At 53.4% G+C, this 17,383-nt stretch carries 19 protein-coding genes; 6 read left to right on the top strand and 13 right to left on the bottom strand.

Annotated elements, in window-relative coordinates:
- Positions 1-24 precede the first annotated feature (24 nt).
- Both mlc and bioD read left to right on the top strand, forming a co-directional pair.
- On the top strand, positions 25-1,245 hold the full coding sequence (gene mlc, locus N6P30_RS18805) for a sugar metabolism global transcriptional regulator Mlc (protein WP_008502447.1): 1,221 nt from the start codon (positions 25-27) through the stop codon (positions 1,243-1,245).
- Positions 1,246-1,375: 130 nt separating this feature from the next.
- On the top strand, positions 1,376-2,071 hold the full coding sequence (bioD, locus tag N6P30_RS18800) for a dethiobiotin synthase (RefSeq protein ID WP_008502446.1): 696 nt from the start codon (positions 1,376-1,378) through the stop codon (positions 2,069-2,071).
- On the opposite strand, the gene clcB is transcribed toward bioD, so the two are convergent.
- From clcB to N6P30_RS18755, 9 genes are all read right to left on the bottom strand, one after another.
- Positions 2,006-3,316, bottom strand: coding sequence for a voltage-gated ClC-type chloride channel ClcB (clcB, locus tag N6P30_RS18795; protein WP_023292580.1), 1,311 nt, complete (start codon positions 3,314-3,316; stop codon positions 2,006-2,008). The genes bioD and clcB overlap by 66 nt on opposite strands.
- Before the next feature lie 102 nt (positions 3,317-3,418).
- On the bottom strand, positions 3,419-4,567 hold the full coding sequence (gene osmV, locus N6P30_RS18790; RefSeq protein ID WP_008502444.1) for an osmoprotectant ABC transporter ATP-binding protein OsmV: 1,149 nt from the start codon (positions 4,565-4,567) through the stop codon (positions 3,419-3,421).
- Positions 4,567-5,214: an osmoprotectant ABC transporter permease OsmW gene (gene osmW / locus N6P30_RS18785; RefSeq protein ID WP_023292579.1), complete on the bottom strand. Its 648-nt coding sequence runs from the start codon at positions 5,212-5,214 to the stop codon at positions 4,567-4,569. Before osmW ends, osmV begins: the two co-directional genes overlap by 1 nt.
- Before the next feature lie 8 nt (positions 5,215-5,222).
- Positions 5,223-6,122, bottom strand: coding sequence for an osmoprotectant ABC transporter substrate-binding protein OsmX (osmX, locus tag N6P30_RS18780; RefSeq protein ID WP_023292578.1), 900 nt, complete (start codon positions 6,120-6,122; stop codon positions 5,223-5,225).
- A gap of 18 nt (positions 6,123-6,140) precedes the next feature.
- Complete coding sequence (gene osmY / locus N6P30_RS18775; protein WP_023292577.1) at positions 6,141-6,851, bottom strand: osmoprotectant ABC transporter permease OsmY; 711 nt, start codon at positions 6,849-6,851, stop codon at positions 6,141-6,143.
- 276 nt (positions 6,852-7,127) lie between these two features.
- Complete coding sequence (locus N6P30_RS18770; protein ID WP_032676803.1) at positions 7,128-7,865, bottom strand: YoaK family protein; 738 nt, start codon at positions 7,863-7,865, stop codon at positions 7,128-7,130.
- A gap of 159 nt (positions 7,866-8,024) precedes the next feature.
- Positions 8,025-8,648, bottom strand: coding sequence for a glutathione S-transferase family protein (locus tag N6P30_RS18765; RefSeq protein WP_032663620.1), 624 nt, complete (start codon positions 8,646-8,648; stop codon positions 8,025-8,027).
- A gap of 84 nt (positions 8,649-8,732) precedes the next feature.
- The gene (locus tag N6P30_RS18760) at positions 8,733-9,917 is read right to left on the bottom strand and encodes an MFS transporter (protein WP_032676802.1); all 1,185 of its coding nucleotides are present in this window, start codon (positions 9,915-9,917) and stop codon (positions 8,733-8,735) included.
- A 49-nt stretch (positions 9,918-9,966) separates the two neighbouring features.
- Positions 9,967-11,094: an alpha/beta hydrolase gene (locus N6P30_RS18755; protein ID WP_032637711.1), complete on the bottom strand. Its 1,128-nt coding sequence runs from the start codon at positions 11,092-11,094 to the stop codon at positions 9,967-9,969.
- A gap of 114 nt (positions 11,095-11,208) precedes the next feature.
- Here N6P30_RS18755 and N6P30_RS18750 point away from each other — a divergent pair, with 114 nt between their 5' ends.
- A complete protein-coding gene (locus N6P30_RS18750; protein ID WP_023292572.1) occupies positions 11,209-12,093 on the top strand; it encodes a LysR family transcriptional regulator in 885 nt (294 codons plus the stop codon).
- Positions 12,094-12,158: 65 nt separating this feature from the next.
- On the opposite strand, the gene N6P30_RS18745 is transcribed toward N6P30_RS18750, so the two are convergent.
- On the bottom strand, positions 12,159-12,395 hold the full coding sequence (locus tag N6P30_RS18745; RefSeq protein WP_021241201.1) for a tautomerase family protein: 237 nt from the start codon (positions 12,393-12,395) through the stop codon (positions 12,159-12,161).
- A gap of 61 nt (positions 12,396-12,456) precedes the next feature.
- On the opposite strand from N6P30_RS18745, the gene N6P30_RS18740 reads away from it, so the two are divergent.
- Complete coding sequence (locus N6P30_RS18740; RefSeq protein ID WP_023292571.1) at positions 12,457-12,960, top strand: winged helix-turn-helix transcriptional regulator; 504 nt, start codon at positions 12,457-12,459, stop codon at positions 12,958-12,960.
- 398 nt (positions 12,961-13,358) lie between these two features.
- Complete coding sequence (locus N6P30_RS18735; RefSeq protein ID WP_023292570.1) at positions 13,359-13,814, top strand: hypothetical protein; 456 nt, start codon at positions 13,359-13,361, stop codon at positions 13,812-13,814.
- A gap of 43 nt (positions 13,815-13,857) precedes the next feature.
- Here the strand turns inward: N6P30_RS18735 and N6P30_RS18730 are convergent, their stop codons facing one another.
- Positions 13,858-14,268, bottom strand: a complete 411-nt coding sequence (locus N6P30_RS18730; protein WP_023292569.1) for a YybH family protein — start codon at positions 14,266-14,268, stop codon at positions 13,858-13,860.
- Positions 14,269-14,769: 501 nt separating this feature from the next.
- On the opposite strand from N6P30_RS18730, the gene N6P30_RS18725 reads away from it, so the two are divergent.
- Complete coding sequence (locus N6P30_RS18725) at positions 14,770-16,446, top strand: caspase family protein (protein WP_023292568.1); 1,677 nt, start codon at positions 14,770-14,772, stop codon at positions 16,444-16,446.
- 288 nt (positions 16,447-16,734) lie between these two features.
- Here the strand turns inward: N6P30_RS18725 and N6P30_RS18720 are convergent, their stop codons facing one another.
- Both N6P30_RS18720 and N6P30_RS18715 read right to left on the bottom strand, forming a co-directional pair.
- Positions 16,735-16,950 carry a DUF6500 family protein gene (locus N6P30_RS18720; protein WP_023292566.1) on the bottom strand — a complete coding sequence of 72 codons (216 nt, stop codon included), beginning with the start codon at positions 16,948-16,950 and terminating at the stop codon, positions 16,735-16,737.
- A 95-nt stretch (positions 16,951-17,045) separates the two neighbouring features.
- Positions 17,046-17,357, bottom strand: a complete 312-nt coding sequence (locus N6P30_RS18715) for a YebG family protein (protein WP_023292565.1) — start codon at positions 17,355-17,357, stop codon at positions 17,046-17,048.
- Positions 17,358-17,383: the final 26 nt, after the last annotated feature.

Raw genomic sequence — 17,383 nt, 5'->3', positions numbered from 1 at the left:
AGCTCGAAAATAAGGGAGTACGAGGTGGTCGCTGATAGTCAGCCAGGGCATATTGATCAGATTAAGCAGACCAACGCTGGCGCGGTGTATCGCCTGATTGATCAGCTTGGTCCGGTTTCGCGTATCGATCTTTCGCGCCTGGCACAGCTGGCACCCGCCAGTATTACCAAGATTGTCCGCGAGATGCTGGAAGCGCACCTGGTTCAGGAGACGGAAATTCAGGAGCCGGGCAGCCGTGGCCGTCCGGCAGTCGGGCTAGTGGTGGAGACGGAGGCCTGGCACTACCTGTCGCTGCGCATCAGCCGGGGGGAGATCTTCCTTGCGCTGCGCGATCTCAGCAGCAAGCTGGTGGTGGAAGACCGTCTTGATCTGCCGCTCAACGCTGAGGAACCGCTCCTCGACGCGATTGTTTCGCATATCGATCGCTTCTTTATTCGTCACCAGCAGAAGCTTGAACGCTTAACGGCCATTGCCATCACCATGCCGGGTATTATTGATACCGAAAATGGCATTGTTCACCGCATGCCGTTTTACGACGATGTTAAAGAGATGCCGCTGGGCGAAGTGCTGAAAAACCATACCGGCGTGCCGGTCTATATTCAGCATGACATCAGCGCCTGGACCATGGCGGAGGCGCTGTTCGGCGCATCACGCGGGGCGAGGGATGTGATTCAGGTGGTTATCGATCATAACGTCGGGGCAGGCGTCATTACCGACGGACGTCTTCTCCACGCCGGAAGCAGCAGTCTGGTGGAAATTGGCCATACCCAGGTCGACCCATACGGTAAGCGCTGCTACTGCGGGAACCACGGCTGTCTGGAGACCATTGCCAGCGTGGAAAGCGTGCTGGAGCTGGCGCAGGTCAGGCTCAGTCAGTCCATGAGCTCCTCGCTGCACGGACAACCCCTCACGGTCGATTCTCTCTGCGCCGCGGCGCGTCAGGGCGATCTGCTGGCGAAGGACATCATTACCGGGGTGGGGAATAACGTTGGCCGCATTCTGGCGATTATGGTGAACCTCTTCAACCCGCAAAAAATCCTTATTGGCTCACCGCTGAGCCAGGCGGCGGAGATCCTCTTTCCGGCGATTACGGCCTGTATTCAGCAGCAGTCGCTTCCCGCCTACAGCCGAAACATTGCGGTAGAAAGTACCCAGTTTTCCAATCAGGGCACGATGGCCGGCGCGGCGCTGGTCAAAGATGCCATGTATAACGGCTCGCTGTTGATCCGCCTGTTACAGGGTTAACTCTTTTTTGCAGATGTAAGAAAAATTGCGCTATCTCAAGCCGGGTAGCGCACGCATCCCGTAGACTTCCTCCACTGAATTATTTACCTGGTTTATATTTTCGAAGCATACCCAAGAGGTGGAGTGAGTCATGCTTAAGCGTTTCTTTGTTACTGGTACAGATACCTCTGTCGGCAAGACCGTTGTATCCCGCGCATTGCTGCAGGCGCTGGCAGCAAGCGGTAAACGCGTGGCAGGGTACAAACCGGTCGCAAAAGGGAGTAAAGAGACGCCAGAGGGATTGCGTAATAAAGACGCCCTGGTACTGCAAAGCGTCTCGTCACTGGAACTGCCTTATCACGCGATCAATCCTATTGCGTTAAGTGAAGAGGAGAGCAGCGTGGCGCATAGCGGCCTGATTAATTACCCTCTGCTGTCCAACGGTCTGGCGAGCCTGTGCGAGAAGGTCGATCACGTGGTGGTGGAAGGCACGGGCGGCTGGCGCAGCCTGATGAACGATCTGCGCCCGCTGTCGGAATGGGTGGTGCAGGAACAGCTTCCGGTGGTGATGGTGGTGGGGATCCAGGAAGGGTGCATCAACCATGCGCTGCTGACGGCGCAGGCGATTGCCAATGACGGCCTGCCGCTGGTTGGCTGGGTGGCCAACCGCATCAACCCTGGTCTGGCGCACTATGCGGAGATCATCGACGTGCTGAGCACCAAACTACCCGGACCGCTGGTGGGCGAACTGCCTTATCTGCCTCGCGCCGAGCAGCGCGAGCTAGCGCAGTACATCGATCTCTCTGCCCTCAGTGGCGTGTTGACCGTAGATCGAGTCGTGGCGTAACGTCCGCGACAGCACGGACGCCAGCACGCAGGCGACCAGCAAACCGGGCAGTAAAAAATATTGCCCGGTCATTTCACAGACCATCAGCGCCGACATAATGGGCGCATGCGTGGTCGCGGCGAGTAGCGTCGCCATCCCCGCCAGCCCAAGCAGAATCGCCGTCTCAGCGCCCGGCAGCCACAGCGCGAAAAGCTGTGCAAACAGCATCCCTGTCGCCATGCCGACAAACAGCGTGGGCGTGAACACCCCGCCCGGCGCGCCCGATCCGCTGCTCGCCAGCACCGCCAGCAGTTTACAGATAAAGACGCCTGCAACGATCGACAGCAGCGGTGGGGCGAGCAGAAAAGCCTGCACCACGCTGTAGCCGTTCCCCCACACCTTCGGCGTCAGAAGAGACAGCAGCCCGACGATCGCACCGCCGAGCGCCAGCTGCCACGGGGGCGAAAGCTTAAGGCGCAGGAATAGCCCGTGGCTGAACGCCATCAGCCGCATCAGCAGCGGTCCGCAAAGACCCGCCAGCAGCCCCATGGCGACCAGCAGGGCATAATCAGTTGCGGTGAGTGTGCCGCTCAAATGGACCGCGTAGAGCGTGCCGGTTCCCGGCGCCAGGAGCTGCGTGGTGAGAAGCGCCACTACCGCCGCGATAACCACGGGCCCGAGCGAGGCCAGCATCAGGGTGCCAAACAGAATCTCCGCAATGAACAGGCTTCCGGCTAACGGAGCATGGTAGGCGCTGGCCATCCCGGCCGCGGCGCCGCAGGCGATCCATAACTTCCATTCAGATTTGGGCGTAAAGCGCCGGGCAAAAAAGGAGGCGGCGAGGGCAGCAAGCAGGATCATCGCCCCTTCACGCCCGATGGCGCTTCCGCTTGCCACGACCAGCAGCGAGGCAAGGGATTTCACCAGGCTGGCGCCGTAGTCAAACTGACCGTCGCCGGTCTCCAGCGCTTCCATATAATCGGTAGGGGCATGAGGCCGCTGGGCGGTCAGCCGTTGCCATCCCCATAGTAACAGTCCGGCAGCCAGCCCGCCCAGCGCGGGCGTCAGCGCGCGCCGCCAGGGTGAGAGCGAGGCGGCGGCATTCACCAGGCTGCCGCTGTCGTTGCTGAGAAGCAGCCACTCCAGCAGATACATGCTGTGGCGGAACACCGCAACGGCCAGCGCGGCCAGCACGCCGGTGACGGTAGCAATCAGCAGTCGACGAAACATCGCGCGGATGTCGGGGTACGTATGAAGACGTTGCATGGGTCGCGAGTAAACGGGAAAGATACAATATTGTGGCGGGAAATCGCGGGGTTAGCAAAAGGTATGCGTGCGGAAAAGCCGGGCGATGCCCGGCCGGAAAGATTAGCTCTCGCTATGTATATTCAACGCCCGACGCGTACGACCTGAACTGAGATACTCGGCAATATAGTCCTGAGAAATCTCGCCGTTGTAGCGCCCGTCCTCATCCACGATCGGCATCCAGCTGGTGTTGCTCTCATACAGGCGTGACAGCACCACGCGCAGGTTGTCTTCGGCTTTGCCGGTCATGCGGAACGGATGCAGGATGTCGGCGCAGGTCCCGCTGGCGTTACGCGCTTCGCGACGCTTCACAAAGCCCAGCGGCTTGCCGTGCTCGTCAACCACGGTAATCGCGCGAATATCGTTATCATCCATGGTGGCAAAGGCTTCAGGCAGCGGCGTCGAACCCCGTACCGTAATGGTCGGCTGCTGGTCGGTGACGTCTCCGGCGGAGACCAGCAGCAGGCGCTTCAGCGTGCGGTCCTGACCGACAAACGAGCCGACAAACTCGTTCGCCGGTTTCGCCAACAGCTCATCAGGGCTGGCGCACTGGACGATTTTCCCCTGCCGGAACACCGCAATACGGTCGCCAAGCTTCAGGGCTTCATCGATATCGTGGCTGACCAGCATGACGGTTTTTTTCAGCTTGCGCTGCATCTCGAGGAACTGGTTCTGGATCACCTCGCGGTTGATCGGGTCCACCGCGCCGAAGGGCTCATCCATCAGCAGCACCGGCGGATCCGCCGCCAGGGCGCGGATCACGCCGATGCGCTGCTGCTGGCCGCCGGACATCTCGCGCGGATAGCGATTCAGGAACTTATGCGGATCCAGCGCCACCATATCCATCAGCTCTTCGGCGCGGGTTTTGCAGCGCGCTTTATCCCAGCCCAGCATGCGCGGTACGACGGTAATGTTCTCTTCGATGGTCATGTTCGGGAACAGGCCAATCTGCTGGATCACGTAGCCAATATTGCGGCGCAGGGTGACGGTGTCCATCCCGCTGGTGTCTTCGCCGTTGATCAGGATCGTCCCGCTGCTCGGCGTAATGAGGCGGTTAATCATCTTCAGGGTGGTGGTCTTCCCGCAGCCGGACGGGCCGAGCAGGACGCACATTTCCCCTTCGGGCACGTTCAGGTTGACGTTGTCGACGGCCTTAAAGGTCTGGCCGTGCTTCTGTGAAAAGTGTTTGGTGAGGTTTTCCAGTTTTATCATTATCGAATCCCCTTTGGAGTCAGAACCACCTGCAGACGGTGCAGCAGCCAGTCGAGCACAATCGCTAAAAGACAAATCATCAGCGCGCCCGCAATCAGCATGCGAATATCGCTTCCGCCGATGCCGTTGAGCAGCAGCAGGCCCAGACCGCCCGCGCCGATCACCGCGGCAATCGCCATCACGCCGATGTTCATCACCACGGCGGTGCGGATCCCGCCGAAAATCACCGGCAGCGCCATCGGAATTTCGACCCAGCGCAGGCGCTGCCAGAAGGTCATGCCGATGCCGCGCCCGGCTTCGCGCATGCCCGGCGGCAGGCTGTCGAGCGCCGTATGGGTGTTACGCACAATCGGCAGCAGCGAGTAGAGAAACACCGCCGTGATCGCGGGCAGGGCGCCAATCCCCTGACCGATCAGCGAAAAGAGCGGGATCATCAGGCCAAACAGCGCAATGGACGGAATGGTCAGCACGATGGTGGCAATCCCCAGCACCGGCGTCGCCAGCCACTTGTGGCGAACAATCAGAATGCCGAGCGGGACGCCGATGAGAATGGCTAAACCTACGGCCAGCGCCACCAGCCACAGATGCTGCAGCGTCAGGGTTAAGAGGTAGTCCCAGTTGTCCAGAATGTAGTGAATCGTCTCCATAGCGCCTCCTACAGCAGCTGTTTGCTACGCAGGAAATCACGGGCGACCTGCTGCGGTGACTGATGGTCGATATCCACCTTCTTGTTCAGTTCGGTGATAACGTCGTTGTTGAGCTGGGCCGAGAGGGTGTTCAGCGCCTCTTCCAGGCCGGGGTTGGCCTCCAGCGTGTCCTTACGGACTACCGGGGTGACGGCATAGCTCGGGAAGAAGCCTTTATCATCCTCCAGCACCTTGAGGTCGAAGCCCTTCACGCGCCCGTCGGTGGTATAAATCAGCCCGGCGTCGACGAAACCGTCGCGCACCGCGTTATAGACCAGACCGGGGTCCATCTGACGGATCTGCGGGCGGTCCAGGTCCATCTTATAGGCGGCCTGAAGCGGCTTCATGCCGTCGCTGCGCCCGGCAAATTCCAGGTCTAAGCCCAGCAGCCAGTTTTTGTCCGGGTTGGTTTTACGGATCTGCTCAATCTTCGCCACCATGTCCGACATGGTGTTGATATGTTCCGCCTCGGCGCGCTTGCGCTGCATGGCGAACGCATAGGTGTTGTTCATGTCGGCGGGCTTGAGCCAGACCAGACCGTGCTTCGCGTCCAGACGTTTCACCGTCTCGTAAGATTCCTGGGGCGACATGCGCTTGTTGATGTGGTTAAAGATGATTAATGACGTGCCGGTATATTCCCAGGTCATGTCAATCTGCTTGTTGATCATCGCGTTACGGGAAATCACCGTGGCGATATTGGTTTGCGGCTGAACCTGGAATCCTTTCTTCTGCAGGTACTGCACGGTCATCGCCGAGAGAATGTGCTGCTCGGTAAAGCTCTTGGTCGCCAGAATCAGCGGGGCCGCGATGGTCTGGCCGGTGAACAGCGCCGCGGCACACAGCGCCGCCAGGCTGGATATCAGTCTCATAAAAGCTCCTTGTTATTGTTATCGAGCGAGATGGGGACTCATCACGCGACCCAGCGCCGCCAGCAGGGTATCGAGGATCAGGGCGAACAGGGCGGTGGCCGCCGCGCCGAGGATCAGGGTCGGAAAATCGTTCAGGTAAATGCCGGGGAAAATCAGCTCGCCGTAGCTGCTGGCACCGATCAGGAACGCCAGCGGTGCGGTACCGACGTTAATGGCGGTGGCGATGCGGATCCCCGAGAGCATGACCGGCCAGGCGGCAGGCAGCTCCACCTGGTGCAGACGCTGCCATTTGGTCATCCCGATGCCGTTTGCCGCTTCCAGCAGCGACGGCGGGACCGAGCACAGCCCGGCATAGGTGTTGCGCACGATCGGCAGCAGCGAGGCGAGGAACAGGGCGATGATGGCCGGCGTATCGCCAATACCAATCACCACCATCGCCAGCGCCAGCACGGCCAGTGGCGGCAGCGTGTTGCCAACGTTGAAGATTTGCATCACATATTCGGCGATACCCCGCGCGGCCGGGCGGCTCAGCAGAATACCGGCCGGAATACCCACCAGCAGGGCAAAGAACATTGATGAGAAAACCAGAATCATATGCTGTTGCCCGAGATAGATCAGGTCAACCTGTCGCGCTCTGAGGGTCTCCAGCCCGATCCCCCAGACGAGGAGGGCGAGAACCACGATAATGGCGGCGACAAACAGCAGCGAACGTTTGAGTAATGGGTGCATTGCGGTGTGTCTCCCTGTGCGCATGCGTTATAGCAACCACCGGTTGCCTGTTGTTATGCCATGTTTCGGCAGGGGTAATTGACCTATAGCAAGCGTTTGGGAAGGGTTCCAGCGAAGGGGGAAAATCAGTAACCCTATGAAACTAGTGGCAACCTGAGGTCAGGCCTTATGGCATAAGGCCTGATTGTGGGGCGGGCAGAATAGTCCTAAAGCGAACCTTTCAATGTGACAGTGTCACATCTAAAGGGCTTTTATGCCGAGTACAGATCATTACCTTCATAGAGGGGCGCGAACCCGTCGAACCCGCGACGAGACGGTGATAATTGATACCACGGCGACAACCGCGAGCATCAACCCCAGCGCCAGCATGGCGTTGAAGCCAATCCATCTGAACAGCAGCAGCCCCACAATACCGCCCGTAATGAACGAAAACAGGGTGGTTAAGTGGGTTTTTAGCTGGCTTTTTTGCGCCGCCGTATCTTTGGAGTAATCCCTGCGCAGCATCGCCACCATGACGGAGGCCAGGGAAATCCCCGCGTCCGTTAGCGTGCCGGTAATGTGCGTCGATCTTACCCGTCCGCCGGAAAGCTGCGTGGAGGTGGAATTATGAATGCCCATCAGAAAGCAGAGAAAAAGAATAATCTCGCGATTGCTGGTGAGCGCATGGAAATACATTTCGTAGAAGGAGACGCCGGTCAGTAATATCCCCTCGACAAAAAGGATCTGGCAAAAAACCAGCCTGACGTTATGGATAATTCCCCATATGACGATCGTGCGAGCAATAATGGCGCCAGCCACAAAAGAGAGAATAATCGAGCCGAAGAAAATCATATCGCTCAGATCGGTAGAAGAAACTTCGCTGGATAACTGTGAGGTGTTGCCGGTCATGTGTGAGGGGAAAAAGCCAAATGCCCCGAGGGCGATGGCGTTCAGCAAACCTGCTGAGGTCGCCAGCCAGAGAGCAAGCCGGCGATCCTCCTGGTGCGTTCGTTCTTTCTTGAGTTTAATCAGCAAGAATACCTCCGGGTTGAGCTTTGCCTGACTATTCAGGCTAGCAAAGCGGTGCAATGGGCTGTCCAGGATATGGCTTAATTATTATTCCCTCTGACGACAATCAGGGTTTCGTAATTAAATAAAACAGCCTCGTTGCGGTATTCATTCAGGCATTAAGTTTTATATCATGCCGTTATTGCCGTGACGCAAAAATGCCGGACGCTGGTTAAGGCGCTCGAACCAGGCCTCAATGGCGGGGACGTCTGGCTTATCAAACGGCGTCATTTTCCAGCGATTCACCGACAGCCCAAGCACCACGTCCGCGAGGGTAAACGTTTCGCCCGCCGCAAAGGCCCCGGTGCGCTGCAGCTGGTTTTCCAGAATGGTGACGCAGTGGTTCCACTCCTTGATTCCCGCCGCAATACGCTCAGGGTCGTTAAAGGCCGGGTTTTTACGCCCCAGGGCCGGGAAGACATAGCGCCAGGCGTTGTTAAATTCAGTGGCCTGCCAGTCCATCCAGCGCTCAACGTTGGCGCAAGCCTGCGGTGCGGCAGGCAGCAGATCGTGACGTTCGGCCTTGCGCGCCAGATAACGGCAGATGGAATTGGACTCCCACAGCACGAAATCACCGTCTATCAGCACCGGCACCATGGCGTTGGGGTTCAGGGCGCGAAAGGCATCCGTTTCCGTCGAGGCGAAACCGCTGCCGTAATCTTCCTGCTGATAAGCGATGCCCGCTTCTTCGCAGGTCCAGAGCACTTTACGAACGTTGATGGAGGTGGTTTTGCCGAGGATGCTGATCATTGCGCAGGTGTCCTTTAGGGGATGTTATTGTTTAAAAACAATACACGATCGGTGAAGAAAAACGTCAAAAAATCATCCGGCGCGTTATTTGTGAAGACGCGAAAGCAGAAACGTTAGCGCTGCCGCAAAGAGGAGCACTATGCCACTCAATGCAAACGAGCTCTGCCAGCTATAACGATCGAAGGCTATACCGCCCGCCGTTGAGCCGAGCGCAATGGCGAGCTGGATCACCGCGACCATCAGTCCACCGCCTGCTTCAGCATCCTTCGGCAGCGTTCGAGCAATCCACGTCCACCACCCCGTCGGCGCTGATGTTGCCAGCATCCCCCATAGGCCTGACAGCAGGGCCACAATCCACACGTTATGCCCGGCGAGAATCAACGCGACTGCGATGGCCGCCATCAGTAGAGGGATCGCGATCAGCGTTATGTAAAACGCGGCATTAAGCACCAGGGCAACGAAAAGGGTGCCCACAAAACCTGCAACGCCTATGGTGAGCAAAATTAGCGACAGCCCGGCTCCGCTCACCCGGGTGACGGTTTCAAGGAACGGGCGCAGATAGGTAAACAGCGCAAACTGCCCCATAAAGAACAGGCCGCAGGCCAGCAGACCAACGGAAACGGCAGGCTGGCGGAATAACCGAAAAACACTTCCTCGTGATGTACCGTTTTTACGCGCGTTCATGTCAGGCAGGCTTAAACACTGCCAGATGAACGCGACTATCGCCACGGGCACCAGACAAAGAAATGCGCCGCGCCAGCCAATAGTGGCCCCAAGATAGCTGCCAAGCGGGGCGGCCACCACCGTTGCCAGCGCGTTACCGCCGTTGAAAATGGCCAGCGCGCGCGCAACCTTATGCGGCGGAACAAGGCGAATGGCCGTTGCGGCAGACATGGACCAGAACCCGCCTATAGCGATACCGATCAGCGCGCGGCCTGTCATGTAAACCAGATAGTTTGGGGCGAAAGCGATAATCATCCCCGAGAGCGCCATCAGGAGCGTCATGCCCAGAAGAAGGTGTTTGCGGTTTATATTCCCGGCAAGCCGGGAAAGGAAGAGGCTGGTCAGCACCGCCAGCGCGCCGGAAATCGCGATCCCCTGGCCAGCGAGACCCTCCGTAACGCCCAAATCTCTGGCAAGGGGAGTAAGCAGGCTGACGGGCATAAATTCCGAAGCAATCAAGACAAATACGCACAGGGTCATGGCAAAAACGCCACTCCAGTGTGCATGCTCTGTGTTCCGTGATGTGGTGCGGCTCAGTGTAAACATAGTCAGATTTCACAAAGAGCCACCCGTATAGGGCGGGTGGCGTAGAGGTTTATTTCAGGTTGGTTTTGAAGAACTGCTCAAACTGGCCGAAGGGGATCTTCCCGGCAGCATTATCGTAGAGATCGACATGGTTTGCGCCCGGAACAATCACCAGTTCCTTCTGCTTGCTGCCGACCGCTTTAAACGCATCTTCCGCAAAGTAGCGGGAGTGTGCCTTTTCACCGGTTACGATAAGCGTTGGGATAGTAATTTCCCTGCCGTAGCTCAGCAGCGGCATATTCATAAATGATAATGGCGTGGTCGCGGTCCACGCGCCGGTGGAGTTGACGGAGCGCGCATGGAAGCCGCGCGGCATACGGTAGTAGTCAAAGAATTCTTTGAGTACCGGATTCGGGTTGTCAGGTAACGCCTCCGGCAGAATACGTTCAGCTGCCGTCACCTTGCCGTTCTCATCGACATAAATGTCATGGCCGCCGTGCGCGAAGGTACCGTTCTCAGCATCTTTCCAGCGCTGTGCGTTCAGATACTGCAGAACGGCACGGCGGTCAGACGTTGAATAGCGATCTTTCCCGTCGCCCACGCCGTGGCCCATCGCCCGGCTCATGTCATACATCACGCTGGTGGCGACCGCCTTCACGCGGGTGTCCATGGATGCTGCGTTGAGCGCCATACCGCCCCAGCCGCAGATGCCGAGAATACCAATGCGGTTACGATCAACCTCTTTCTGCAAACCGAGGAAGTCCACCGCCGCGCTAAAGTCTTCGGTGTTGATATCCGGAGACGCTACGTTGCGCGGCTGGCCACCGCTTTCGCCCGTATAGGACGGATCGAACGCCAGGGTCACAAACCCATTTTCTGCCAGGGTTTGCGCATACAGGCCGCTGGACTGCTCTTTGACCGCGCCAAATGGCCCGCTGACCGCAATCGCCGCCAGCTTGCGGTCGCCGCGGTTTTTGGGAAGATACAGATCGCCTACCAAAGTGATCCCGTATCGGTTCTGGAAGGACACCTTACGGTGATCGACTTTGTCACTTTCGGCAAAGGTTTTATCCCAAGTGCTCACCATCGAAACAGGCGCGTTGGGGTTGGTGGTTTCTGCATAACTCATTGTTGTCACTCCACTTAATGATGCACATAGCAGCATCGCAACGGACAGTTTTTGGGTAAATGTTTTCATAGAAATGAACCCTGGGTTGTTGTGTTGCGGTCATTATAGTTAGCAGAAATAGTGCTGATTAGAGGGCGAAAGCTGCTAGGATTCATATCATATTGTTATAAATGGGTGGGGATGATGGCGAAACGGGAAAACTATAATGAGCTGTACCTGTTCATGCAGGTGGTACGGGAGGGGAGCTTCACGGCGGCCGCGCTTCGGCTTGGGCTGGCGCAATCCGGGATCAGCCGCTCGGTTCGCGAACTGGAAGAGCGATTGGGCGTTCAACTTCTGGTCCGCACCACGCGCAAGCTCTCGCTCACCCATGCCGGGGAACAGCTTTATCAGACCGCCGAGTCTGCATTCGATACGCTCGATACGGGTCTGGCGACCCTGGCACACTATCGTCAGACGCCGTCCGGCACGGTGCGTATTAATGCCAGCCAGCACGCTATCGATAAATGTTTGCTGCCAAAGCTCGCCATTTTTAAACAGCGTTACCCGGACATCAGGCTGGAACTGATCAATGAAAGCCGCTTCGTCGACATTATCGCCGAGCGGTTCGATGCGGGTGTCAGACTGGGGCCGGAAGTAGGGCAGGGAATGATTGCTGTGCGTATCACGCCTGATATGGAAATGGCCGCGGTGGCTGCCCCGGAACACTTCAGACGCTACGGTTTTCCGCAGACGCCAGCCGATTTAGTGGCCCATCCCTGCATTGCTTACCAGTTTGCCGACGGTAGTGACTATCAGTGGGAACTGGTGCAGGACGGGAAAAAAATCACCCATCGACCAGAGGGGCAATGGGCGCTGTCTGACAGCTACATGGAAGCCGAGGCCGCCCGGCTGGGGCTTGGGCTGGCCTATGTCCCGGTGGAGTTGGTGGCTGACGATCTGGAGCGCGGAACGCTTATCCGGGTGTTGCAGCGCTATAGCCTGCGCATGGACGGGTTGTATCTCTATTATCCGCACCGCAACGTGTCGCCTGCACTGAGGGCTGTGATCGATACGCTGAAAATTTAGGGCGGCATAACATCACGAGAGCGGACATTCAAACTGCCCGCCGGTGAGCTATGACTAAAAATAAATCAGGACCGCTGTGGTGAGGCAAATTTTGCAGCAATCATTTCAGATGTGGGCTGTATTCCCCCAAGACTCCACTGTTCCGGTTCATGCTCGTCAATACGGATCCATACTGAACGCCGGAATTCAGGATCGCCGTTTCCCTCAATTTCAACAATAAGGTCAGTCATACGACGTAGCAGTTCTTTTTTTTGCTCCGAATTCATCATTCCTTTAATGGTTTGCACATTTACGAAGGGCATTGTATTCTCCTTAAATAACTGAGTCTTTAAATCATACTCAGGTTGCGAGGCAAACGAAGAGATGTCAAAAAATAAATCATTACCGTACTTATTACCTGAGCTTTGTGGGTTAGCGGCGGCCGCTGAGCTTCTTGGCGATCAATGGGTTTTGTTGATTCTGAGAGAGGCGTTTTATGGGGTAACACGCTTTGAAACGATACGGGATCATACAAAAATCACCCGGCAGACGCTGGCGAACCGGTTAAAAAAAATGACTGAACTCGGCCTGCTTTGCAAAATCCCTTATCAGGAAGAAGGGGCGCGTGAACGGTATGAGTATGTTCTTACCGCCAAAAGCCGCAGCCTTGCGCCGATTCTTTTCTCTTTGATGGAGTGGGGTCATAAAAACATACTGCACGACGCACCACATATTGCCTTAACAGACAAAGAAAGTGGAGAAGTGGTGAATAGCGCCTATGTTACCGTCGACGGTAAGTTCGTTGATCCTAAAAACGTTCGGTTAACGTTTCACGACAGCCAATACTCCGCCGCCATGCCCCAGGCGCCTGACCATACTGACGCTTAAAGCTGCGGTTGAAGGAATGCCGGGAGTCAAAGCCCAGCGAGAGCGGTGATTGATACCCTTAAAATTTAGGGCAGCGTTGTCATTCTGGAAGGCGCCTCGCAAACCGCAAAGTAACCTTATGAAATTCAGCGTTATGTCTTTTCCTCTACGGGGCGCGGTCGTAAAGTGCCTGCGTTGCGGCACATCCGCAATCGGGCGTAGGAACCCGTCAACCATATAGTGACATTACGTATGTCGCAGCAGTGCCGATCTCGTTACAATAACGGTGGCGCTGACGGAGCAGCCGTAAGGCTGGCCGTTTTCTATATGGGCGGTATTCCTACCTCTGTCAGCGCTACCCCCCGAGCGTAGGAACTCAAAGGGTGGTTAAATAAACTCCATATAGAAGGAAGCCTTGTATGGCGACTATCCCAACATTGACTTATCTCCCGTCTGACGAAAACGTCATTCTGCAACGTATCTCCCGGCCGCTTCCGGCCGATGCCGATCTTTTTGTCGTCGCCGACAACTGCGCCGCGCTGGTGAGCGTGCTGGTCGAAACCGATGATATCGCGAGCCGTACAGCGCTGTGCGAGCGTCTTCTTGAGGCCATGCGCAGGCTGCGTGAACTCTGTGATGTCGATCTTCCGCCATACCTGATTGAACAGTTGATCATGGGTGAGAAAACCAACTCCTGCGTGCCCGACTGCTGGCAGGACACCTTAACGCAGGTGGACTACGTTCTGGCGCTGACGCAAGCGGTTATGGGTGGAACGCTGCCGGCTAATGTAGCGAAAGAGCTGACGGGCCTGCTGCACGATATGGTGTGGCTGCTGGCTGAGTTTGTGAAGGAGCCGCGCATTACTGCGCATTAAGGGGCTGGCGTGGAGGGGCGGCAGCGCCCCTTTGAAAGCGTGATTAACGCGATCGGTTCCCGGTATCCAGAAGCGACGTACCGTAGGAGTTGTCGATGGTACAAAGCCAGCGACCGTCGCTTTCCTGCCGAAAAACATAGGTCGCGCGGCGCGACATTTCCGTTATTCCACCCTGACCATCAGGAAAACGCAGAACGGTTTCCATGATAACGAGGGCATTGTCACCGCCTTCGATCACCTGCATCTCTCCTTGTTCCACAATCAATTGGTCCTGGAAATAATCCGAGATGGCAACAAACGCGCTGCGGATGTTGTCTTTGCCTTTAACAACCATTCCGGGCTTGACCACCAGAGCTGCATCTTCGGCGTAGTGTTTCATCAGCGCGTCATAGTTTTTGGTGGTGATGGCGCGATCGCAGGATTCGATTATCTGGCGTAGCGGGTGTGGGGTCATGCGTATTTCCTTGTTAAAGGGTAAACACGTATTAACGTAACAGCATGGCGTGTTTGTATAGCTACCAGGTTTTATGGCTGGTGGCTGTGGCTGTGGCTGTGGCTGTGGCTGTGGGTGTAGGTAAGGTTACGTCGGCTAAGCGCTAGAAACGGGCATCTCTCATATCAAATAAAATTAACCATGTCTACTGGTCAAATTTAGACCCGATGCCTTTCAGTCGACAAGGAGGATTTGATCACCATGTAGGGCGTAACGGGGCTCGCTAATAACCTGATGACAAAAAACTCAGTAGCAGGAATGCTAAGCAGTGTGAAAACCGCTGTAGGTAATGGTTATTGGTAGATATGAAAAGTCACTATTCTCAAGTTCATCTTATCAGTTCTATAGATTCAGTGGTTTTTATTCAAGTCATATCTATCAAAACTAAAGCAACTATCGTATAATTTCATCTGCACCACTTTGTTCATTCTTTTTAAATCAATAGCTTTAAGGATACATGCTATGTCTAAACCCATAGAATCAAAAATGACTAAGCTTAGCAATTTTGTTGATGTTATTGCTGGTTTAGAATCATCAAACTTAAATCAAATTCTAGGGCAAACCCAACAAATATCTAAAAAGACCATTGCAGATGAGCCGTTATCTGAAAAGGTAAATATTGCAATTATTATTGGTATTTCAGATTATGGGTCAACAGAGTCAAATTTACCTCAGTGTAAAAATGATATGGAGTTAACGTCTGAAATTGTATCCAGAATTAAGAAGCCGCTACATACTCTCAAACTCTCTGGAAAGGCAAGCGGAAGGGAAGCGTCAGATAAACTAATAAACTTTTTTAAAGAAATAAAAGAAAAAAGTTTAAACGTCGATGAGCTTTTCTTTTATTTTACAGGCCATGGTCTTTCACATGATACAGGTGGAGCTGGTAGTGAATCACGATTGGTTTTTTCTGATTACTCTCAGAACAGAATAAATGAAACAACTATTTCATCTGATTTTATTGACGATTTGGCAAGAGATATTTCTCCTGTAACATATGTTAAAATTATAGATGCATGCTTTAGCGGAAGTAAATTAATAAAGAATGCAATTGACCAAAGAGATAAATTCCTAGAAGTTGTATCAAAGGACAAAAAACATTACGAAAATAGCGGTTTTAACAACGTGTATGTAATGGCTTCATCAAGAAATGATCAACTGTCTTTCGCTAATACAAAATATAGTGATTTTTCGGAGTCAATATTTCAAGCACTATTTGAGTTAGAAGGAGAGATAAAATATCGCCACTTAGTTAATAGACTTGCGGATGATTTTTCAAAAAAAGAACAGCGCCCTGTTTTTGTAATGCAAGGTTCTTTTGATGAAGGTTTTGGTGAGATAGATGCTGACACGAAACAGTTTATTTATGGTAACTTAATATCAGAGTATGCCAGCGGAATAGAGATAAAGAATAGCGATAAAACATCTGAAAATGATGATGCATTCCTGAAAGATCTGGAAGCGAAGTTAAAAGAAAAAACAAAAGAAAATATTTTTAATTCAGAATCTTTAAAAAAATACATAGCCTCAATAGACACAAATATAGAATCATTATCAAAAAAAATATCTGCATTTTACACATATTCAGTTAATGCAAGCGAGAAAAAACCGCTACCAAATGAAGTGGTGATAGGGGAGTGGTTAAAAAATAACAAACACACCTATTTTGCCACGCCGAGATATAGAAGAAGCGTTACAAATCCATTGGCCTCAAACAGCTCACAATCTGTCACGAACCCGACGATTCCTCCCACTCAGAACAACAATAATGAAGATCTCCAGCCACTCATTGGTTTCTTATTTCAAACAATGACTGATAACGACACTGAAAGTAGAATTCGGCAAGTAACGTTTACTCCGAAAGATGATTTCAGAATTTTGGATTCCATATCTATCAATCTAGCCCTTATGCACTCAAACGAGAAAATAACTTTATTCTCATCTATTGAGTCATGCCCACTTATAGATTGGGGTTCTTATTCAAGAGCAAAATGTAGAAACTGGAAGATTAATGAAATCTCATCACCCGGAAAGGCAGTGGCTACAAAAAAAGAAATTGACGATATATTTAAAGAATTCAATTCATTTATATTAAATTATTTAAAGAGTAAGGGTTCTTCAGCAGAATCAGTTTCATAATTGGAAAAGCGATAGAGTGATACCATTCTATCGCTTTAAAAAAAGCAGATAGATTGTACTTTCGGAGGAAGATAATTCTATTCTTTCTCATTTTCAATCTCGTTAAATTAGAATTCGATAACGATTTATTCCACGTTGTGGAAAGTATTCATTCGAAGTTTAAAGCTTTACAAGAAATATTAATATAATTTATTTTCCTGCTTGATTGTTTAAATTTTTTATAACTTTGCTAACTACACCTCGTTAAAGACCATCGAGGGTTGTTACCGGCTATCCCGCTTTAGCGTGTTAAAGGGCTGAGACGAGGTTTCTAATCTTTTCAGCCTTTTCAAAATGGTCCAGCTTCATCTCCATAATCCACCAGTGCGCCACTTCCATAAGCAGTTCAGGATCGTCATTTTTATTAGCAAAAAAAGCATAAAACGAAAGCCCAACATCGCTTCCCTTAGAGGCAATTTTTGAATCACAGATCCTGATGATTTTTTCCTTCATTCCTTGCCGCACGCCATCTCCTTTACTCTTTCCATGTTCAGGATAAAAAAAGCCGCAAGCAGATGTCTGCTTACGGCTACAGGATCGTTAATATTGTTTTCTGGCAATCAGGCCGCTTTCACAGCCCTGATTTTTTTCGTGTCAGCCGCATCGGATTCTGTTTTATCAGCAGCAGCAGTGAGATCGGGAAGCTTGCTGGTACGCAGAATATGCTGCACGGTCTCTTTCTGCTCGGCGAGATACAGACCAAGATTTTCAGCCTGCGTTTCGTCCATCTGCATTCCGCTTTGCAACAGCCAGTCGGTGAACGCGTCGGCCATATCGAGCAGCTTGTCGTGAGCGTCAGCCTCTTTCTTACTGGCAAATGTCATTTTCTCTTCACCTTTCCTTACGACAACAAATTTTGTTTCAACAGCCATCGTGCACCTCTCTATACTGTATTTAT

It is taken from the genome of Enterobacter sp. PL1, assembly GCF_945957325.1.
In the GTDB taxonomy this organism is placed as follows: domain Bacteria; phylum Pseudomonadota; class Gammaproteobacteria; order Enterobacterales; family Enterobacteriaceae; genus Enterobacter; species Enterobacter roggenkampii.
The sequence above is the reverse complement of the archived record's forward strand: the minus strand, read 5'-3'. Positions and strand labels throughout refer to the sequence as shown.